This is a genomic window from uncultured Granulicatella sp. (assembly GCF_963515615.1).
In the GTDB taxonomy this organism is placed as follows: Bacteria; Bacillota; Bacilli; order Lactobacillales; family Aerococcaceae; genus Granulicatella.
Genome location: NZ_CAUPZT010000029.1, coordinates 1 through 20,176, shown reverse-complemented (window position 1 = coordinate 20,176; position 20,176 = coordinate 1). Strand labels below are relative to the sequence as shown.

Here is a 20,176-nt window from a genome sequence, read left to right as displayed (position 1 = left end):
CTTGGTATTCTGGATATCCGTGGGCTACACGACTTGCTGCTGCTGCTGCGATAGCACCTACGATATCATCTAAGAAAGTGTGGCAGTAGCCACTTGATTTATCATTTAATAATTCTAAAATTCCTGGTTTTACTTTATCGATATAACCATAGTTTGTAAATCCGATAGAACCATATACATTTACGATAGATAAAGCAAGAATTTCGTCTACACCATATAAACCTTCATCTTTTGTAAGAATATCATTTAATGGTTGAGATAGTTGATTTTTTTCTGCTAATTTATCTAACTCAATTCCTGTAATAATGGCGTTTTGTACTTCACGTTTTTTTAGAACAAATTCAACATTATTGTAGCAGTGTTCAAGCGTTAAATTAGGAAAATATGGTTCTTGTAAGAAATGAACTAATTTTGCAATTTCTTCTAACTCAACTCCACGTTCGTGAAGAAGTGATAGTGCATATTCATGTAATTCTTTTGTATTTTTCATAAAAAACTCTCCTTCCACGTTTCCAATTCTTTAAAGTGGAAACGAATACATCATTATATCATATATTATTAGAAAAGAGAAGAACTATGAATGGTTTGAATTCTTTTCTCAGGATGAATGTATGCCATTGCTTGGTTAACAGCAATCGGAGCTTCACCAAATCCTGTTGCGATAATTTGCACTTTTCCTTCGTATGTGGCAATGTCACCAACGGTAAATATACCTGGAAGATTTGTTTCCATTTTGCTATTCGTGATAATCGCATTTCTTTGAAGTTCTAATCCCCAATCTTTAATGGATCCAATAGAAGAAGAAATACCATAGCTGACAATGAAGTCATCCACTTCTAATTCAATTTCTTCTTCTCCACGGGCTTGTTTAAATGTAACAGATTGAAGCGTATTTCCATCTCCATTTAAGCGTTCTGGAATGAATGGTGTGAAGATTTCAACGGAAGAATTTTGAAGTAATTCAACACTATGTTCGTGTGCTCTGAATTGTGGGCGACGGTGAATGATGCTAACTTTTTTGGCGATATTTTCTAACGCTAATGCCCAGTCAACTGCGGAATCTCCACCACCACAAATGGCAATATTTTTATCTCTAAATTGTTCTAAATTCGTTACGAAGTAGTGCAGTTGATGATTTTCATAATTTTCTGCACCTTCTAATTCTAATTTGCGAGGACGGAAAGCTCCATTCCCACATGCAATAATAATTGTTCTTGCAAAGTGTTTTTGTTTAGAAGTTGTAATTTTATAGTAGTCTTCGTGTTTTTCAATTTGAAGAGCTTCTTCTTCTAAGCAAATTTGTGTAGATTCAAATCTATCTAATTGCTTGATTAAGTTTTCTACTAAATCTCCAGCTAAAATTTCAGGATAAGCAGGGATATCGTAAACCATTTTTTCAGGATATAACATTCCAGGTTGTCCTCCAAGTTGAGGAAGGCTTTCGATAATTTTTACGCTTGCTTGACGAAGTCCTGCATAAAAAGCTGTAAATAGTCCAACGGGTCCGCCACCAATAATGGCAATATCTACGATTTCTGTTGTCATTTCATTCTCCATTCTTAGAAATATAAGAAGCGTAGTAGGAGAGCAATTACAATTCCTGTCATTGCACCACCAAATACTTCTACTGGTTTATGTCCAAGATATTTCTTAATAATTAATTTTTTATTTTCTTCTGTATTAAATAATTGAATTGGTTCATCATCATCAATTTCAATTTCTGATAATTTTGTAGATTCATCTCTTAATTGTTCTTCAAATAATTGTGATAATAAAATTCCTTGTTCACCACTTTGACGTCTAACCGCCATCGCATCAAACATGACAATCACACCAAATGTTGTGGCAATTGCTACAAGTGGAGAAGCAAATCCATATTCCAATCCAAGAGCTGTAATGAGTGAAGTAACGGCAGCAGAGTGAGAACTCGGCATTCCACCCGTACTTGTCATAAGGGATAAATGTGCTCCTTTTTTTCGAGTGAAAAAGGCAATTGGGAATTTAACAAATTGTGCAAATAATATTGATGATAATGCTGCTATTAAAGGATAATTTTCAAAAATAGTCATATATATACACTCTTTCCTAATTAGTCCTTTATACTATACCATATTCTCAAACGTTATACCAAATAAGGAAAGAAAAAACAGTAAATAAAAGGGGAAAGTTTTTGACGAGCGTGGTATACTAGGCACAGTAGAATTCGAAAGAAGGTATATTCATGACAGAAGTCAATCAAGTCCCAATTCACTGTGAAACATGTCAAAAGTCTTTTGACTATACGATTTATCAAAATGTAAATGTGACTGAAACTCCAGAGTTAAAAGAAAAATTAATCAATCAAACAGTATTTCAATGTACTTGTCCACATTGTGGGCAAAAATACTTTATTCCATATATTTTGAATTACCAAGATATGGATAAGAAAATTTTGATTCATTTCTATCCGAAGGAAGAAGAAATGCAAAAAGAATTACAACAAGTATTAATCGATGATCAAACAACGAATCAAGATTTCTTAGATAGCGGATATGCGGTTCGATATGTAGGAAGTTGTGATGAATTTTTTGAAAAGTTATGCATTGCGGAAGAAGGTTACGACGATCGTATTATTGAAATTGTAAAATATTACTGTGTCGATCGAATGTTGCAAAAAAATATTGTATTTGATCGTATTCTTTTTAGTAACCAACAAGAAGCAGGAGTAGGAATTTATATTGTAAATGGAAAGAAAATTTCTCATTTTATTCCAGTTTCAGAAGAACTGTTAAAAATTGCAGAAAAGCAATTAGAAAAAGCAAAGCCAGAGAAAGATTTATTAGTGGATCGCTATTGGGCACAAATTGTTGCTTCTGTCGGAGATGAGTAGGTTGAAACTTCGTCCATAAATTGATAAAAAAGGCATTTTATGGTTTAATTGAAGCAGTATAAAACTTAGAAAAGAAGGGAAGAATAAGGGGAAAATGGTTATATTTCCACAATTAAGAAGACAATTAAAAGGAAACCCTGTTGTAATTTTACATACAAATATGGGGGATATTACTTTAGAATTATTTAAAAAGCGTGCACCGAAGACAGTTAAAAACTTTGTGACACATGCGAAAAATGGATACTACGATGGAGTGATTTTCCATCGTGTTATTGAAGATTTTATGATTCAAGGTGGAGACCCAACTGGTACTGGTATGGGTGGAGAATCGATTTGGGGACCAAAATTTGAAGATGAATTTTCAAAAGAATTATTTAATCTTTACGGAGCTCTTTCAATGGCAAATGCTGGACCAAATACAAATGGTTCACAATTTTTCATCGTAACAGCGAAACATGTTCCTGCTCAAATGTTAACGCAATTAAAAGAGATGGGATGGCCAGAAAAAATTGTTGAAGCTTATGCAAAAGATGGTGGAACACCTTGGTTAGATCATCGTCATACGGTTTTTGGTCGTGTTGTTGAAGGAATGGATGTCGTACTAAAAATTGAATCCGTTAAACGCAATGGTCAAGATCGTCCATTAGAAGATGTTGTGATTGAATCAACGACAGTAGTGAAAAGGTAGGGGGTTGAACATGACACAGATGTATCGCATTGGAGATGTGATTACTGCTAAAGTGACAGGAGTTCAGCCTTATGGAATTTTTCTAGCATTGGATGAAGAAACACAAGGATTAATTCATATTTCTGAATGTAAGCATGGATATATGGATAATGTGCATCACTTTGTAAAAATTGGAGAAGAAGTAACTGCAAAAGTAATTGATGTAGATGAATTTACCGATAAAATTAGTTTATCAATTCGTGCATTAGAAAAATTAGATGTACCTTCTACACCAACGAGAATTAAGCGAAATAAGAAACGTTTTACTCCTCCAATTGGATTTTCATCTTTAGCACATCAATTACCGTATTGGATTGAAGAAGCGCAAGAAAAATTTGTAAAGCCGAAGGAAAATAAAGCATAGTAGTACTCATTTTATAGAAAAATTGATATAATGAAAGAAGAAATTTTTAGGAGGTTCATCATGGGACATATTTCATTTGATTATTCCAAAGCATTAGGTTTCTTTAATCAAGAAGAAATCGATCAATTACAATCAACTGTAACAGCAGTTGACAAAGATTTAAGAGAGGGATTAGGAGCAGGTGCAGATTTCACTGGTTGGATTAACTTACCACGTGACTATGATAAAGAAGAATTTGCTCGTATCAAAGAAGCAGCTAAAAAAATTCAAGAAGATTCTGAAGTATTAGTTGTTATTGGTATCGGTGGTTCATATTTAGGAGCTCGTGCAGCAATTGATTTCTTAAATCATGCATTCTACAACTATTTACCAGCAGAACAACGTAAAACACCTCAAGTGTTATTTGCAGGAAACAGCATTAGCTCAACTTACTTACATGGTTTAATTGAGTTAATTGGAGACCGTGATTTCTCAGTAAACGTAATTTCTAAATCAGGTACAACTACAGAACCAGCGATTGCGTTCCGTGTATTCAAAGATTTATTAATTAAAAAATATGGTAAAGAAGAAGCGGTTAAACGTATTTATGCAACAACTGACCGTGCTCGTGGAGCATTAAAATCAGAAGCAGATGTTGAAGGTTATCAAACATTTGTTATTCCAGATGATGTAGGTGGACGTTTCACTGTATTAACAGCTGTAGGTTTATTACCAATTGCTGTAACTGGTGCAGATGTAGATGCGTTAATGCAAGGGGCTGAAGATGCTCGTGTGGCTTATAGCTCACCAAACTTAAAAGAAAATGAAGCTTACCAATATGCGGTAGCTAGAAATGTGTTATACCGTAAAGGTAAAGTGACTGAATTATTAATTAATTATGAGCCAACTTTACAATACTTCTCTGAATGGTGGAAACAATTATTCGGTGAATCTGAAGGGAAAGACTTGAAAGGTATTTATCCTTCAAGTGCGAACTTCTCAACTGATTTACACTCATTAGGTCAATATATCCAAGAAGGTCAACGTAATATCTTTGAAACTGTTATTAAAGTGGGTACTCCTAATGAAACTGTAACAATTCCTGAAACTGAGGAAGATTTAGATGGTTTAGGTTATTTACAAGGTAAAACAATGGATTTTGTAAATACAAAAGCTTTCCAAGGTACTTTATTAGCGCATACGGATGGTCAAGTTCCAAACTTTGTTGTAACAATTCCTGATATGTCAGCTTATACTTTAGGTCATTTAATTTACTTCTTCGAAATCGCTGTAGGTATTTCTGGTTACTTAAATGGTGTGAATCCATTTGACCAACCTGGTGTTGAAGCGTATAAGAAAAATATGTTTGCTTTATTAGGTAAACCAGGATTTGAAGACTTAGCAGAAGAGTTGAACAATCGTTTATAATATAAAGAATTTATTTTAATGGAATTTCCAAATTGTAGCAAAGGACGCAAGCAGCCTCGCGTAGCAAGTCTCATTGCTAAATTTTGAGCCTAAGGTCTCAAAATTTCCTGTGATTGGAACGGCTATGCCGTTTCAATCACTACTGCTACTGGGAAATTCCTTTTTTGTTTGTCATCATAAGATGTGTACGTATTGGAGTTAGAAATGGAATTTCCGAATTGTAGCAAGGACGCAAGCAGCCTCGCCAAGCGAGTCTCATTGCTAAATTTTGAGCCTAAGGTCTCAAAATTTCCTGTGATTGGAACGGCTAATGCCGTTTCAATCACTGCTGCTACTGGGAAATTCCTTTTTGTTTGTCATCATAAGATGGGAGACGTATTGAAGTTAGAAATGGAATTTCCAAAATGTGGCAAAGAACGCAAGCAGTCTCGCAAAAGCGAGTCTCATTGCTAAATTTCGAGCCTAGGGTCTCGAACTTTATTTGAAACAAAGTACCAAAAAGATACTACCTATGCTATAATTGAAGTGAAAAAAGAACTAAAGAATGCAGAGGAGGCTCTCAATCATGTCAAAGATGAATAAGTTCTACTATTTAACATTAGTACTAGGTTTAATATTTTTGAATTTTGATATTTTTGAAAAGTTTATATTTTTAAGATTCCTTGGAAGGGGGCTTATTGTATTATCAATATTATTATTTTTCATGAAATGTTTACCTCGTAAAAACGAAAGGAAGTAACATGGGTTCTTTGTTAAATAGGTTTGATGAAATAATTGGTGGAGCATTAAAGAAGGTGTCTCACTACCTATATCCTAAAGGTGAAATATAAAAAAAGCAGAGAGGGTAAAAACTTCTCTGCTTTTTTCATCATTCTACCAAATCTTTATAGTAATAAATAGCTAATTGGGTTCTGTCTCTTAAGTTTAATTTCTCTAGAAGTAAGGAGAGGTAGTTTCGGATGGTGCCTTCGCTTAAGTACATTTTTTCTGCGATTTCTTTATTATTGTATCCTTCTGCTATTAAATACAATAATTCATTTTCTCTTTCGTTTAGAAGCTTACTAGTTTTTCGTTGAACCAATTTTTTTACCGGCATATAGATCGTTGAATCGTATACAATTTGATGATTCATAACTGCTTCGATGGCAGGGATGATCCCTTTAATATGTTGTTTTAATAAATATCCTTTACAGCCAATCGCTAATGCTTTCGTAATATATTCATCATCTTGAAAGGTCGTTAAAAATAAAATTTTTGCCTCAGGATAGTCTTGTAAAATTTGACTAGCTGCATCAATTCCAGAAGTAGGTTCCATTCGAATGTCCATTAAAACTAAATCAGGCTGATGTTGTTCGTATAGTTGAATCGCTTCAGCACCATTACTTCCCATTCCAACGACTTCAATATGAGATTGAGCAGAAAGAATGGTTTCTAATGCTTGTAATACTAAATAATCATCATCAATAAGAATTGTTTTAATCATGAGAGGCCTCCTGTTTTGGAATACGAATAAAAATTTCGTATCCATTTTTTGTTTGAAGTGTAAAATCTCCATTATGTTTTTCCACTAGTTCCTTCATCATTGTCAGTCCCATGCCTGAGGGAGTATTAGTTGGACGGTCACCATTGTCTCTATAATCAATGGTGTAGGTTGTTTTTTGTTCTAAAAGGAATAATTGAAGTTGCGTTCCATTGGAATGTTTCATAAAGTTTGTCGTCAATTCCTTACAAATCGTTAAAATATCATATTTTATAGTAATCGGAATACTATCTGATATAGTGTTTGTAAAATTCACTTGTGCTTTTTCCTTTAAAGGTTGAAGGAGTGTGTCCATTCTTTGCGAAAGTGAGAAGGAGTCATCATACATTTGGTGAATAGTTAATCGAATGTTATCCATTTCCTGTTGTAAAATGCTTGATAAATGTTCTAATTTTTCTTCAATAACGGGTTCCGTTGTAATAATTTGTAGAGCTTCCAATTGCATAATAGAAGCACTCAAAGTATGTCCTAGTTGATCGTGTAATGCATGAGAAATCCGATTTCTTTCTTTTAACGTGGCAATTTCCATTTGTTTTAAAACTTCTTCAGAACTTGATTGTTGGCGTTGGACTAATTGTAGACGTTCAAGTTCTAAATCATTTTGTATTTGATAATTTTTCTTTTGAAAAGCCTCATCCTTTTGAGTTTGTAACATAATATAACTACCAATAATACCGAGGATAATGGTAAATAAATGAGGATATAAAAATAAAATCAATCCTGAAAAAATTCCCCCTAAACCAAATAAATGAACCGCATGCATGATGAATAGAACACTATAAAGTCCAGTCTGTGGAAAGAGAATACAAAGTATTCCAGAAATCCCTAATGCAATCAATGAAATGAATTTTGAACTAACATAAGGGGAAAGAGAGAGGATATAGATACAAAATCCTAGAAAAATTGTCGAAAGTTCAATATTTTCCTGTGCTAAAAAAATACTGATGAGAATAAAAAATAATGACTTTTCAATGAATGTACGCAAGACTATTCCTCCAATCTGCTTTTTATTGTAGTATAACTGCAAAAGTCATAAAATTCTATAAAAATATGACAAATGTCATATGCAGATGATGATATTTGACACTAGGTAAGAGTGAAGACATTTTATATACTAAGATTGTGACGAAAGGATAGGTGAACATATGGAAACAAGTATTGTAGTAAAAGGTTTAGTGAAACGATATAAAGATTTAATGGCATTAAATCACTTTGAAATTGAGATTCAAAAAGGGGAGTTATTAGCGCTTCTTGGTCCAAATGGATGTGGGAAAACAACTTTAATCAATTGTATGCTAGGATTTTTAACATTTGATAGTGGAGAGATTACCGTATTAGGAGAAAATCAATTTCCATTATCTGCTAAAGCTAGAGGGCAAATTGGAATTGTGCCACAAGAGTTAGCTTATTTAGATAATTTAACAGTGGAAGAAAATATTGATTTCTTTTGTGGACTATACATTTCAGATTCAACATTGCGAAAACAATATGTAAAAGAAGCGATTGAATTTACAGAATTACAAGATTTTCGTAAATTTCTCCCGAAAAAATTAAGTGGCGGATTGAAGCGTCGATTAAATATTGCTTGCGGAATCGTCCATAAACCATCTTTAATTTTCTTTGATGAACCGACTGTTGCAGTAGATACTCAAAGTCGTTCGTTTATTTTAGACGGAATTCGTCAATTAAATGAAAAGGGTAGTACTATTATTTACACCACTCATTATTTAGATGAAGTGGATGGATTAAGTGATCGTATTGTGATTATGGATAAAGGAAAGAGCATTATCTCTGGAACGTCTCAAGAATTAAAAGCATCGATTACTACTTCAGAAATTATTCAAGTAGAATTAACGACCATTCCAACAAGTGAACAATTAGAGCGATTAAGACAAATTCCTCAAATTTTAGTAATGGAAGAACAAAAACAACAGTTGAAGTTTCATTTTAAAAAGGGAAATAATCATTTAATGCATGTTGCCAACACGATTGAAGAATTGCAGTTAAACTATGTTCGTTTATATAGTGAACAACCAAGTTTAGATGATGTATTTCTAGCATATACTGGGAAAGGACTTCGTGATAGATGATGACATTTCTAAAGTTATTTAAGTATTTATTTAAAAATACGGTAAAAGATTTTGCATTTTCATTTTGGGTATTATGTTATCCAGTGATCTTAACGACTTTCTTTTATTTATCACTTTCTGGTGTGATTCATCAGGAATTAAATCCCGTTCGTGTTGCAATTACGAAGGATCATCCATTTCATTTTGTCTTTGAACAAGCCGGTGAAAATTTTAAAATCATTGATGTAGCATCAGCAGCAGAGGGAAAGCAGTTAACGCTTGAAGAAAAAGCAGATGGATTTGTTGAAAATAATTTAGATATTGTAGTGGCAAAAGAATCAGGTGTTCCTCAAAGTGTTTTGAAAAATGTGGTCACTCAAATCAAACAAGTTCAATCTCTTGGAAAAAGTGCTTCTACCATTGATTTTAAAAAAAGTTGGATTAAAGAAACAAAGAGTGATGTTAGTGAAGGAACAATGATGTTCTATTCAAGTCTAGCAAGTTTTGCAATGTATTCAATCTTTAGTGGAGTTGTTTGTGTAGCATATATGAACGGTAATTTATCTGAAGTGGGACGAAGAGTTATGGGAAGTTCATTTAGTAAATGGAAATTTCTGATTTACAGTTTTGCTACAGGATTAATGTTAAATGTGCTTTCGAATGTCCTTTTATTAGTGTATATGACTCAAATTTTAAAATTACAGTTATTTACGAATTGGACAGGTAGTATTTTATTAATGCTTATAGGAAATATTTTTGGATTATCCTTTGGAATTTTGATAGGAACTATTCAACAGTTGAGTATACAAGGACGGATTATAGTAGCATTAATGACCAATATGATTGCATCCGCTATTGCAGGATTAATGGGAAGTAGTATACGAGTATTTATGAATAGTCATCTTCCATGGGTAAATCAGTATAATCCAGTAGCTTTGATTATGTCTGGATTTTATCAATTAAACCGTTTAAATGAGGGTACACAAATGACTCGTATTTTTGGATTACTTGGAATTTATACACTTCTATTAATGGTCTTTGCATTATGGAGATTAAGGAGAACACGTTATGACAGTTTATAAGTATTTTTTAAAACTTGCGAATCGTTACAAAATATATGGCATTATTTATTTAGTCATTTTTATGGGGATGGCTTTACTTCAAATTTCTGGAAAGAAGGAAACGAGTAACTTTGAAGATATTTCTATAAAAATGATGATAAAAGATGAGTCGAATGGAACTGATGAAATTATTAATCAATTGATTCAAACGCTTCAAAAGAAACATGAAGTACAAAAAACGACAAAAAGTGATACAAGTATGAAAGAAGCTATCTATGCAGGAGATGTAGATGCAGGATTATGGATTCCAAGTGATGTACATTCAAAATTGGAAAAAGAACAAGAAGTTGTTGAGATGGAAATCTCCAATTCATTATCGGGACATTTAATTCGTGAGTATGTAAATTCTTATCTTCGATATGCAGTTGCTTTGAAAAAAGAAGGGAATTTTAATCCAGAAAGAATTGAAAAGATTATAGATCAAGAAGTAACAGTAACGATTCTTTCTAAAGAAGAAGCGGTATCCAGTCAATATTCTAAAGAACAATTTGGTAAAATTTATTTTGCCTATAGTCCATTTATTTATTTTTCAGTGTTCATTTATTTATTTGGCACGATTTTTTCTAAAATGAAGGGGAAAGAAGTTGCCAAGAGAATTACGATTGCAATGAAAGATGAGCGTAGAGTGATGCTGGAACAATTTTTAGCAGGATTAACGATAGTATGTTTAATTGTTAGCATTAATCTAGTTTTTGTAGGGATTTTAGCTCCTGAATTTTATGCAAGTGCTCAAGCATTGAAGATTTTATTATTGAGTACAGCTTCGGCAATTTCAGCTTATGCTTTGTCATTCCTTTGTGCTGTAGTGATTGGCGAGAATCAATATGCTTATTCAGCTGCAAGTACAATATTGGGAACGGGGCTGGCATTTTTATCCGGAATTTTTGTTCCTTTAGAATTGGTAAGTTCATATGGAGTCAACATTGCTAAATTCTTCCCTGTTTATTATGTGACTTCAGCAGTGAGTAATTCTTCAACAGAGTTTTCTAGTTATGCATTTCATTTAGGGATGATTGTTTTATTTACCGTTTTATATACTGTAATGGCGTTTAGCGTACAGCGCATTCGTCGTATAAATAAATTTTAATTGGGAATTCCTGGTAAATTCTCAATCTAAGTTCTAGTTTTGATACTTAACTAGAAGTTACTTTGAAACTTTACGGGGGAATAGTAGCGAATGAGTATGAAATCGGGCAGTAGACAAATTCCTAAAAATGCTATAATATTAAGTGAAATAGATAAATAAATTAAGATTAAGAGAGGTTTTTCAGCAAATGTTAGGATATGAAAAAAATCAAAAGTTAGAATTTAATTATAAAAAATCTGGCGGTTTATGGTTAATTGCGGTTGCCATTGTTATCGCTGTTGCTACCTTAATAGGTGGACAACAAATTATAAATATGCAAGTGTTTAGTATAGGTTATGTAGTTTGTTTTTTTTCAATTAATATGAATAAAAACTTACTAAAAAAACTATCCACTGGATCATCGACTAAATTTCAAAATAAGGTTTCTCAATACTCAATAATATTACTGTTTATATTAATGTTTTTTTTAGGAGGTCCATTTTTTGCTACGGAGAATTGGAGATTGATATGGTTGGGAGCATTATTAGCCACAGCATTGCATTTTTTTCCATTCTATTTTGTACATGGAAAATCAATGGTTTTATTAGGAATTATGTGCACTATTAATATTATCATGGGGTATATTTTTTCTGGTGTCTCTTTGGTACTATTTGCCTATATTGATGCAATAATTAAATTTATATTTGGAGTTTATTTGTTATTTTTTTCTAATGTAACAAAGCAATAAATTCCAATTGTTTGTTGAACTAGCAACTTAATAAAAATAACAGAGAAACAGTAAATCGAAAAAAGGTTTACTGTTTTTTTCTTTGCTCAAAATAAGAAAGAGAGGAAAAGACAAAATGAAAAACATAGAAGAAAAAATCTTAATGGTAGATGAAGAAATAAAGCAATTACAAAACAAAAGAAAAAAACTCACCAGTCAGCAGAAACAGGAAGAAAGAAAAAAGAGAGATAAAAGAATATATGAAAAAGGAGCAGTCTTTGAAAATAGCTTTACAGAAAGTAAGAACTTAAGCAAAGGTGAATTTTATCAGCTAATCATATCTCTAATTCGTAAAGAGGAAGCCGATATCAAAATATAAAAAATCATAGAGAAAGAGAAGAAACAGAAGTAAAAATTACAGAAAACCAAGAGGCAGAAATAGACATCGAATAATAGTTTCTTATTTACAAAGGAGCACATATACACCTTAACAGGTGTAGTCTAACTTTTTGGGGTCGGTACTCGCAAAGCGAGGCTTATTGCTGCTACGGGGAAATTCCTTTTTTGTTTCTCTTACATAGTTTTTTATTGCATCAATCTTTGTTTTCATCTAACATAGAACAAAAGAGCTACAAGGAGGAATTTTATGAAAATTGTTGGATTAACGGGAGGAATTTCTTCTGGGAAATCTACGGTATCTTCTTATTTCAGACAATTGAAAATTCCTGTCATTGATGCAGATGAAGTTGCTCGTAAAGTAGTTGAACCCAATAGTCAAGGCGCTATAGAAATTAGAAAAGCTTTTGGTAGTGATGTATTTGAAGAAGATGGAAGCTTAAATCGTCAAAAATTAGGTGCATTAATTTTTTCAAATGCAGAAAACCGTCAAAAACTAGATAACCTATTACAGCCTCTCATTAAAATTATGATTTTAGAGAAAATCGAGGAGTATCGTCAAAAAGGTGAGACAATGATTGTTTTAGATTTGCCCCTATTATTTGAAAAACATTATGAGGAATTATGCGAAGAAATTATCGTTGTTTATGTTCCAAGAGAACTACAATTAGAACGATTAATGAAGAGAAATCAATATACAAAACAAGAAGCGCTGTCTCGAGTTGATTCTCAATTATCCATTGAAGAAAAACGAAAGAGAGCGACAGTTTTATTGGATAATCAAGGCACGATTCAGCAGTTATATCAGCAAGTTGAACAGTGGCTAGTAGAAACGAAAAATGATATACTACAATAAGAAAAAACTTGAAGAAAGGGGACATCGTCATGCAATGTCCAAGATGTAAATTTAATGGTTCACGAGTGATTGATAGCCGTCCAGCAGACGATGGTCGTTCAATTCGAAGAAGAAGAGAATGTGATGAGTGTGGTTATCGATTCACAACTTTTGAAAGATTAGAAAAAGCGCCAATTTTAGTTATTAAAAGAAATGGAAATCGCGAGGCATTTAATCGTGAAAAATTATTAAATGGATTAGTTCGTTCTGCTGAAAAACGTCCGATTCCATTAAGTCAATTAGAGCAAATTGTCAATGAAGTAGAACATACGATTAATCAAGAAGGAGAAAATGAAATTTCAAGTATGTTAATTGGAGAGATGGTCATGGACTACCTTGCTAAAATTGATGATATTGCTTATATTCGTTTTGCAAGTGTATACCGTCAATTTACAGATAGAAAAATGTTCTTAAAAGAATTAGAGAGAATGTCTTTTGAAATGGATCGTAAAGATAGTAAATCATAATAGGAGGATCAAATGGACGAGAAATCAATAAAGTGGAGTCAGTTGAATCCACGTGATTGTATTCAAGTGACACAGCAAGTTTGGCTGACACAACGTGAATTGCAATTTGTAACGCAATTATATGTACCATTTTTAGGGGTTCAAGCCTCAACTTTATATTTAGTCTTATTTAGTGAGCTTTCTCCGAATTCCTATCAAAGTGATGTCATTCGATTGGCAGATTTATTAGCCTTAGTAAATATGGGGATTCCAGATTTTTATCAAGCAAGAATCCGTTTAGAATCAGTTGGCTTATTAAAAACCTATCGCTATGAAGATGAAGAATCGATTAGTGCTCAATATACATTTGAATTACAAGCACCAGCGAGTCCGAATTTATTTTTCAAAGATGCTTTATTATCTACACTTTTAGTGAATCAAGTAGGTCATCAACGTTTTGAAATCTTACAAAAACGTTTTAGTGTAAAGGAAAAGGCTCCTTATGGTCAAGATGTTACCAGTACTTTCCAAGAAGGATTCCAATTACCTTTTAATATGTCACAGTACAAGAGAAATATTGCTCAAGAAAAACAAATGATTAAAGATGTGAAGCAACAAGAATCATTAGTTATGAATTCTAATATTGATTGGGAATTATTAACGGACCTGTTAAAGAGTCAATTTGTTCATGAACAGGCTTTAACAGATGAAGTGAAGCAAATGTTAAATAGCTTCCAATTATATTATGGATTAACGGAAAGAGAAATTGCGCAATATGTGATTTATGCTGCGGATTTATCAACGGGTGAGATTGATGAAAAGGAATTGTATTCGATTATTATTAATGCTAATCAGCATTTAGCAGCTCCTAAACAAGAGGAGGCTACTGTAACTTCAGTTGTTCCGAAAGAAGAAAGTATGCCTGTAGTTTCAGAAGTTGTTGTAGAAGAACAACAAGAAACAACTCCAACGTCTACTCATTTACCTCAGGCGATTCAACGATTAATTACATTAGCAAAAGAAATGACGCCTTTTGACTTTATGACAAGTATTAAGCAACAAAGAAATGGTTATGTTTCAAATGGAGAACAACGGATTATTTTAGATTTAGTTCAAGTAGGAACGATTCCATCTGAAGTGATTAATATTTTAATTCATTACGTATTAGTTGTTAAAAATAATCCAACGATTAATAAAAATTTAATGGATACGATTGCGAATGATTGGAGTCAAAAAGGGATTCAAACAGCTGAACAAGCGATTGAAGCAGTTCGTCAAAGAGATAAAGAATTTAAAGCTAGTCGCAAAGAAAAAATTGAAAATCGACAAGTACAATCATACTCAGGTAAAAAATATTATGGAAATGCTCCGAAAGGAAGAGTGGCTTCTGTTCCTGACTGGGCGATGAAACCAAATGAAACAAAAGAGAGTCCATTGGATGATGAAAATCTTCAATTATTAAAAGCACAGCTTTCTCAATTGAAAACAAGTGGGAATTCTGAACAAGTGAAGGGAGAATAGTGATGGAAGGAATGCAAGATTTATTTGGAAATAAAACGGCTACTACAGCATTTCAACAACAATATCAAAAAATTGTAGCAGAAGTTTTACAAGATAAAGAAGTTCAACAATTTTTACAAGAACATCAAGATGAAATTCCACAAGAAAATTTAGTGAAAAGCTATTCAGCCCTATTGGAATATATTCAACAACGTGATGCTCGTATCCAAGGAGTAGAAACATACATTAAAGGCATGGAACCACTATTAAGGGTAAACCAAGGTTTTGTTGAAGTCGTGTATCGTCCAACTCAAGAGTTTATCCAAAAACAACAAGAGCAAGCTTTAACGAATCGAATTCATGCGATTAATATGCCTAAAAATTTATTACATGTAACCTTAAATTCTTTAGATATTACAAAAGAGCGTCAAGAAACTTTTCAAGCTTCACTGAAATTTATTAATGAATTATCCGCAAAGCCAAATGAGTTTCATCGTGCGATTTATTTAGTGGGTTCATTTGGAGTAGGAAAAACGTATTTCTTAGCAGCTATCGCAAATGAATTGGCTCAGCTTGGATTTGAAACAACTTTAGTGCATGTTCCAAGTTTGTCGAGTGAATTGAAAAGTGCGATTGGTGCTAATCGCTTAGAAGAAAAGGTTGAAATTTTAAAAACATCGCCAATCTTAATGCTAGATGATATTGGAGCAGAATCAAATTCGGTTTGGTTTAGAGATGAAATTTTAATGATTGTATTGGAATATCGTATGATGCAAGAATTACCAACATTCTTTTCATCTAATTTAACGATTGAAGAATTACAAGAACATTTAAGTGTCTCAAATCGTGGAGATGTAGAACTATTAAAGGCGAAACGTTTGATTGAACGTGTTCGTTTCTTATCGAAAGAAATTTTCTTAGATGGAGAAAACCGCCGCTATTCATAACTTTTAAAAAATTTGACTTGATTTTTATAAAAATAGTGGTAGAATAGCTAATGAATTAAATATTTTGAAAATGATGAAAAAGACAAGAAACTGTTATCTGGTTATCTAATAGAGAGAAGTGGGTTGGTGGAACACTTCATCCGAGATAGTTTTACCACTTTTGAATCCTTGTTTGAAGTTTAGTAAGGCAAGGCGTAACGGAGCGTTAATCCGTTTAAGAGATTCGTTTAAAACGAATGAATTTGGGTGGAACCACGTAGAAATAACGTCCCATAGTTTGTATGAGTATACAAACTATGGTTTTTTTGTTTTTTAAAGCATTTTTGAAAGGAAAGAAGGAGAACAATGTCAATGATTAAAGTTACATTTCCAGATGGAGCTGTAAAAGAATTTGAACAAGGAATTTCAGTAAAAGAAGTTGCTGAAAATATTAGTAAGAGCTTAGCCAAAAAAGCACTTGCAGGTAAAGTAAATGGAGAATTAGTCGATTTAGATCAAGCATTAACAGAAGATGCAAGTATTGAAATCGTAACACCAGACCATGAAGATGCATTAGGAATTTTACGTCACTCAACTGCACACTTATTAGCACATGCATTAACTCGTTTATACCCAGGAATTCACTTTGGAGTGGGACCAGCAATTGAATCAGGATTTTACTATGATACAGATATGCCAAACCAATTAACAGAAGACGCTCTTCCAGAAGTTGAAGCTGAAATGATGAAAATTGTAAAAGAAAACTATCCAATCGTACGCCGTGAAGTAAGCCGTGAAGAAGCGTTAGAAATTTTTGCAAAAGATCCTTATAAAGTAGAATTAATTAATGGTTTACCAGAAGATGAAACAATTTCTGTTTATCAACAAGAAGATTTTGTAGACTTATGTCGTGGAATTCACGTACCTTCAACAGGACGTATTCAAGTCTTCAAATTATTATCTCTTGCAGGAGCATACTGGAGAGGAAATTCTGATAATAAGATGATGCAACGTGTATACGGAACAGCATTCTTTGATAAAGCAGACTTAAAAGAATTCTTGAAAATGCGTGAAGAAGCAAAAGAACGTGATCATCGTAAATTAGGAAAAGAATTAGACTTATTTATGATTAGCCAAGAAGTTGGTTCAGGATTACCATTCTGGTTACCAAAAGGTGCTACAATTCGTCGTACAATTGACCGTTATATTGTCGATAAAGAAATTTCTCTTGGATATCAACATGTTTATACTCCAGTAATGGCTGATGTAGGTTTATACAAAACTTCAGGTCACTGGGCACACTATCAAGAAGATATGTTCCCACCAATGGATATGGGAGATGGTGAATTATTAGTATTACGTCCAATGAACTGTCCTCACCACATGATGGTATATAAAAACCATATTCACAGCTATCGTGAGTTACCAATCCGTATTGCTGAATTAGGTATGATGCACCGTTATGAAAAATCAGGAGCATTATCTGGTTTACAACGTGTACGTGAAATGACATTAAATGATGGACATACATTTGTTCGTCCAGATCAAATTAAAGACGAATTCAAACGTATCCTTGATTTAATTCGTGAAGTATATAATGATTTTAATATTAAAGATTATCGCTTCCGTTTAAGTTATCGTGATCCAGAAGATAAACATAAATACTTCGATGATGATGAAATGTGGAACAAAGCAGAAGCAATGTTAAAAGAAGCGATGGATGAAATGGGCTTAGAATACTTCGAAGCGATTGGTGAAGCTGCATTCTATGGTCCAAAATTAGATATCCAATTCAAAACAGCAATGGGCTTAGAAGAAACAATGTCTACAATCCAATTAGACTTCTTATTACCAGAACGTTTCGACTTAACTTATGTGGGTGAAGATGGAGATAACACTCACCGTCCAGTAGTTATCCACCGTGGGGTAGTATCAACTGCAGAACGTTTTGTAGCTTACTTAATCGAAGAATATAAAGGAGCATTCCCAACTTGGTTAGCTCCAGTTCAAGCAACTATTATTCCAGTAAGTGTAGAACATCATTATGATGCAGCTCGTGCATTAAAAGAAAAAATGATGAGCTTAGGATTACGTGTTGAATTAGATGACCGTAATGAAAAAATGGGTTACAAGATTCGTGCTTCTCAAACACAAAAAATCCCTTATCAATTAGTAATTGGGGATAAAGAAGTTGAAGAAGGAACAGTGACTGTTCGTCGCTATGGTTCAAAAGAAACTGTTACAATGACAGTTGAAGCATACTTAGAACGTATTCAACGTGAAATTGCAAACTTCTCTCGTCCATTAGAAGACTAATAGATTAAGGTTGTTATCAAATCCTGTTGGTGAAAAATTACCAACAGGATTTTTTATAAGCTGAAGCATTTATGAATGTAAGTTGGATAGTTATCATTACTTTATTTTTAAAATTGCTTTAATGAAAATATTATGCTAACATTTGTTTAGGTTGTTAGCTTTTAGTTTCCAGAAAGGAGATTATATGGTAGATAAAGTAAATAATATATTGCAAGTATTTCGTCAGAATGGATTTTTAACCTATAAACAAATTATAGAAAAAGAATTATCTTACAAAACTATATTAAAAATGGCTAGAGAAGGAATAATAGAGATAGAAGAAAAGGGGTTGTATCGATTACCTGATTTCTATTTAGATGAATTTTTTATCCTCCAATATCGATTTCCTAAAGGAATATTTTCTTTAGAAACAGCACTTTTTTTACATGGTTTATCTTTAACCATTCCTTTTGAAATAACGATGAGTTTTCCTTATGGGACCAATACTAAAAATATTAAAAAAGCAGGAGTACGACCAATAATATTACGATCAAACTTTGATGAAGGGGTTATTGAAATAGAACGTATTTCAGGTCAATCTATTAAAGTTTATGAACGAGAACGTATTTTGGTAGAGTGTTTGAGAGCAGTTCATCAGGTAGATGTACAAATTGTTGCTCCAGCATTTAAGAAATATTTTCAAAGTAATCAAGTGAATGTATCTAAGTTATTTTATTATGCGCAGTTATTTAAAGTTATGGATAAATTACAAGCATACACGGAGGTGTTGTATTCTTGAAGAAATATTAACTCTAATTTCTAAAAGTTCGTATAGAAATTCGTTTATTGTAAAAGGTGGATATCTCATCGGTCAAATGATAGGTTTAGATAAGCGAACAACTATGGATTTGGACGTGACTCTTAAAGGAACTTCTTTAAATAGAGATAATTTAATAAATATTTTTGAGGAGATTGTTTCAAATACTACAAGTGTATTTTCATTTACAGTAGATAAGTTAGAACCTATTCGTCAAGATGATATATATGGTGGCTTCTCAATAAAATTAAATGCAACTTTTGATACATTAAACGAGGTTATTTTTATTGATGTTACAACGGGGGATAAAATTACACCCAGAGAAATTTCTTATTCAATGCCTTCACTATTTACTAATCATACTATTGATGTATGGGCTTATAATTTAGAAACCGTACTTGCAGAAAAACTAGAAACGATTATTAGTAGGGGAGTTGCTTCAACACGTCCTCGTGATCGATATGATTTATTTACCTTATTTAAACTTAGAAAAAATCAAATAGATTTTACGATTTTAAAAAGAGCTGTAGAGAATACAAGTGAAAAACGAAATAGCAAAGAATTGATTCAAAATTGGAAAAATCAGGTAAGAGGGATTGAAACTTCTGATTATCAGAAAAATCTTTGGATTCGTTACCAACGTCAATTTAAATATGCAAAAGATATATCCTTCGAGGAGTCTGTACAAATTATAAATGAAATTATGAAACAAATTATGTAGTAATTTAGATATTGAATATCCTAACAGAAATAGATTTTAGGAATTTAGTAAAAAAGATTTACATCTCAAATTTATATAATTGACATATTTATTTAAACCACCTTACAATATTTTTGTTTGTAGTAATTAAGAAAGGAGTTCATTCATGACAACGATTGAAAACCCAATGGGAACACAGCCCGTCAAAAAATTATTGATGCAATTAGCAATTCCAGCAATGATTGCCAATGTCGTTAATGCCTTATATAACATCGTGGATCAAATTTTTATTGGACAGGGAGTTGGGTATT

The 20,176-nt window shown here is 32.7% G+C and carries 19 protein-coding genes, 3 pseudogenes and 1 other annotated feature; of the genes and pseudogenes, 17 read left to right on the top strand and 5 right to left on the bottom strand.

The features are described from left to right. The 3 genes from RYL55_RS05905 to RYL55_RS05895 all read right to left on the bottom strand — a co-directional run. A partial coding sequence (locus RYL55_RS05905; RefSeq protein ID WP_315008052.1) for a phosphatidylglycerophosphatase A occupies nt 1–490 on the bottom strand: 490 nt, incomplete at its 3' end. Nucleotides 491–558: 68 nt separating this feature from the next. After that, entirely contained in the window at nt 559–1,557 is a 999-nt protein-coding gene (locus tag RYL55_RS05900) for an NAD(P)/FAD-dependent oxidoreductase (protein WP_315008051.1), read from the bottom strand. Between the two features lie 2 nt (nt 1,558–1,559). After that, nucleotides 1,560–2,069, bottom strand: coding sequence for a divergent PAP2 family protein (locus RYL55_RS05895; protein WP_006702333.1), 510 nt, complete (start codon nt 2,067–2,069; stop codon nt 1,560–1,562). A 152-nt stretch (nt 2,070–2,221) separates the two neighbouring features. Between RYL55_RS05895 and RYL55_RS05890 the strand changes: the two genes are divergently transcribed. The 4 genes from RYL55_RS05890 (at nt 2,222) to RYL55_RS05875 (ending at nt 5,367) form a co-directional block, all read left to right on the top strand. Then, a complete protein-coding gene (locus RYL55_RS05890) occupies nt 2,222–2,869 on the top strand; it encodes a CpXC domain-containing protein (RefSeq protein WP_006702334.1) in 648 nt (215 codons plus the stop codon). A 94-nt stretch (nt 2,870–2,963) separates the two neighbouring features. Next, entirely contained in the window at nt 2,964–3,557 is a 594-nt protein-coding gene (locus tag RYL55_RS05885) for a peptidylprolyl isomerase (RefSeq protein ID WP_006702335.1), read from the top strand. Between the two features lie 10 nt (nt 3,558–3,567). After that, on the top strand, nt 3,568–3,960 hold the full coding sequence (locus tag RYL55_RS05880; RefSeq protein WP_315008050.1) for a CvfD/Ygs/GSP13 family RNA-binding post-transcriptional regulator: 393 nt from the start codon (nt 3,568–3,570) through the stop codon (nt 3,958–3,960). A 60-nt stretch (nt 3,961–4,020) separates the two neighbouring features. Beyond that, a complete protein-coding gene (locus tag RYL55_RS05875) occupies nt 4,021–5,367 on the top strand; it encodes a glucose-6-phosphate isomerase (protein WP_314680501.1) in 1,347 nt (448 codons plus the stop codon). Nucleotides 5,368–6,235: 868 nt separating this feature from the next. Here the strand turns inward: RYL55_RS05875 and RYL55_RS05870 are convergent. Together RYL55_RS05870 and RYL55_RS05865 are read right to left on the bottom strand one after the other, a co-directional pair. Then, the gene (locus RYL55_RS05870) at nt 6,236–6,850 is read right to left on the bottom strand and encodes a response regulator transcription factor (protein WP_315008049.1); all 615 of its coding nucleotides are present in this window, start codon (nt 6,848–6,850) and stop codon (nt 6,236–6,238) included. After that, nucleotides 6,843–7,892, bottom strand: coding sequence for a histidine kinase (locus RYL55_RS05865; protein ID WP_315008048.1), 1,050 nt, complete (start codon nt 7,890–7,892; stop codon nt 6,843–6,845). Before RYL55_RS05865 ends, RYL55_RS05870 begins: the two co-directional genes overlap by 8 nt. 160 nt (nt 7,893–8,052) lie before the next feature. Here RYL55_RS05865 and RYL55_RS05860 point away from each other — a divergent pair, with 160 nt between their 5' ends. The 13 genes and pseudogenes from RYL55_RS05860 to RYL55_RS05800 all read left to right on the top strand — a co-directional run. After that, nucleotides 8,053–8,997: an ABC transporter ATP-binding protein gene (locus RYL55_RS05860; protein ID WP_315008047.1), complete on the top strand. Its 945-nt coding sequence runs from the start codon at nt 8,053–8,055 to the stop codon at nt 8,995–8,997. After that, on the top strand, nt 8,994–10,058 hold the full coding sequence (locus RYL55_RS05855; protein WP_314113030.1) for an ABC transporter permease: 1,065 nt from the start codon (nt 8,994–8,996) through the stop codon (nt 10,056–10,058). Before RYL55_RS05860 ends, RYL55_RS05855 begins: the two co-directional genes overlap by 4 nt. Beyond that, complete coding sequence (locus RYL55_RS05850; RefSeq protein ID WP_315008046.1) at nt 10,045–11,184, top strand: ABC transporter permease; 1,140 nt, start codon at nt 10,045–10,047, stop codon at nt 11,182–11,184. Before RYL55_RS05855 ends, RYL55_RS05850 begins: the two co-directional genes overlap by 14 nt. A 187-nt stretch (nt 11,185–11,371) precedes the next feature. Then, nucleotides 11,372–11,911 carry a DUF6609 family protein gene (locus RYL55_RS05845; RefSeq protein WP_315008045.1) on the top strand — a complete coding sequence of 180 codons (540 nt, stop codon included), beginning with the start codon at nt 11,372–11,374 and terminating at the stop codon, nt 11,909–11,911. Nucleotides 11,912–12,026: 115 nt separating this feature from the next. Beyond that, nucleotides 12,027–12,343: pseudogene (locus tag RYL55_RS05840) on the top strand (DUF3847 domain-containing protein). A 193-nt stretch (nt 12,344–12,536) separates the two neighbouring features. Then, nucleotides 12,537–13,142 (top strand): dephospho-CoA kinase, encoded by a 606-nt coding sequence (coaE, locus tag RYL55_RS05835; protein ID WP_315008044.1) that lies wholly within the window; start codon nt 12,537–12,539, stop codon nt 13,140–13,142. A gap of 29 nt (nt 13,143–13,171) precedes the next feature. After that, a complete protein-coding gene (gene nrdR, locus RYL55_RS05830; RefSeq protein ID WP_006702344.1) occupies nt 13,172–13,648 on the top strand; it encodes a transcriptional regulator NrdR in 477 nt (158 codons plus the stop codon). A gap of 12 nt (nt 13,649–13,660) precedes the next feature. After that, entirely contained in the window at nt 13,661–15,148 is a 1,488-nt protein-coding gene (locus RYL55_RS05825) for a DnaD domain protein (protein WP_315008043.1), read from the top strand. 2 nt (nt 15,149–15,150) lie between these two features. Further along, complete coding sequence (gene dnaI / locus RYL55_RS05820; protein ID WP_315008042.1) at nt 15,151–16,074, top strand: primosomal protein DnaI; 924 nt, start codon at nt 15,151–15,153, stop codon at nt 16,072–16,074. A 64-nt stretch (nt 16,075–16,138) separates the two neighbouring features. Continuing rightward, nucleotides 16,139–16,350, top strand: a binding site (T-box leader). Nucleotides 16,351–16,425: 75 nt separating this feature from the next. Then, nucleotides 16,426–18,369: a threonine--tRNA ligase gene (gene thrS, locus RYL55_RS05815; protein WP_315008041.1), complete on the top strand. Its 1,944-nt coding sequence runs from the start codon at nt 16,426–16,428 to the stop codon at nt 18,367–18,369. 184 nt (nt 18,370–18,553) lie between these two features. After that, on the top strand, nt 18,554–19,147 hold the full coding sequence (locus RYL55_RS05810) for a type IV toxin-antitoxin system AbiEi family antitoxin domain-containing protein (protein WP_315008040.1): 594 nt from the start codon (nt 18,554–18,556) through the stop codon (nt 19,145–19,147). Beyond that, a pseudogene (locus RYL55_RS05805) lies at nt 19,140–19,886 on the top strand (nucleotidyl transferase AbiEii/AbiGii toxin family protein); the annotation flags it as partial. The gene RYL55_RS05810 and the pseudogene RYL55_RS05805, both read left to right, overlap by 8 nt. Before the next feature lie 145 nt (nt 19,887–20,031). Continuing rightward, a pseudogene (locus tag RYL55_RS05800) lies at nt 20,032–20,176 on the top strand (MATE family efflux transporter); the annotation flags it as partial.

Bases quoted from the DNA above. Each gene is read 5' to 3' on its own strand.
- RYL55_RS05900 (WP_315008051.1), bottom strand. From the start codon at position 1,557: ATGGAGAATGAAATGACAACAGAAATCGTAGATATTGCCATTATTGGT.
- RYL55_RS05895 (WP_006702333.1), bottom strand. From the start codon at position 2,069: ATGACTATTTTTGAAAATTATCCTTTAATAGCAGCATTATCATCAATA.
- RYL55_RS05890 (WP_006702334.1), top strand. From the start codon at position 2,222: ATGACAGAAGTCAATCAAGTCCCAATTCACTGTGAAACATGTCAAAAG.
- RYL55_RS05885 (WP_006702335.1), top strand. From the start codon at position 2,964: ATGGTTATATTTCCACAATTAAGAAGACAATTAAAAGGAAACCCTGTT.
- RYL55_RS05880 (WP_315008050.1), top strand. From the start codon at position 3,568: ATGACACAGATGTATCGCATTGGAGATGTGATTACTGCTAAAGTGACA.
- RYL55_RS05875 (WP_314680501.1), top strand. From the start codon at position 4,021: ATGGGACATATTTCATTTGATTATTCCAAAGCATTAGGTTTCTTTAAT.
- RYL55_RS05870 (WP_315008049.1), bottom strand. From the start codon at position 6,850: ATGATTAAAACAATTCTTATTGATGATGATTATTTAGTATTACAAGCA.
- RYL55_RS05860 (WP_315008047.1), top strand. From the start codon at position 8,053: ATGGAAACAAGTATTGTAGTAAAAGGTTTAGTGAAACGATATAAAGAT.
- RYL55_RS05855 (WP_314113030.1), top strand. From the start codon at position 8,994: ATGATGACATTTCTAAAGTTATTTAAGTATTTATTTAAAAATACGGTA.
- RYL55_RS05850 (WP_315008046.1), top strand. From the start codon at position 10,045: ATGACAGTTTATAAGTATTTTTTAAAACTTGCGAATCGTTACAAAATA.
- RYL55_RS05845 (WP_315008045.1), top strand. From the start codon at position 11,372: ATGTTAGGATATGAAAAAAATCAAAAGTTAGAATTTAATTATAAAAAA.
- coaE (WP_315008044.1), top strand. From the start codon at position 12,537: ATGAAAATTGTTGGATTAACGGGAGGAATTTCTTCTGGGAAATCTACG.
- nrdR (WP_006702344.1), top strand. From the start codon at position 13,172: ATGCAATGTCCAAGATGTAAATTTAATGGTTCACGAGTGATTGATAGC.
- RYL55_RS05825 (WP_315008043.1), top strand. From the start codon at position 13,661: ATGGACGAGAAATCAATAAAGTGGAGTCAGTTGAATCCACGTGATTGT.
- dnaI (WP_315008042.1), top strand. From the start codon at position 15,151: ATGGAAGGAATGCAAGATTTATTTGGAAATAAAACGGCTACTACAGCA.
- thrS (WP_315008041.1), top strand. From the start codon at position 16,426: ATGATTAAAGTTACATTTCCAGATGGAGCTGTAAAAGAATTTGAACAA.
- RYL55_RS05810 (WP_315008040.1), top strand. From the start codon at position 18,554: ATGGTAGATAAAGTAAATAATATATTGCAAGTATTTCGTCAGAATGGA.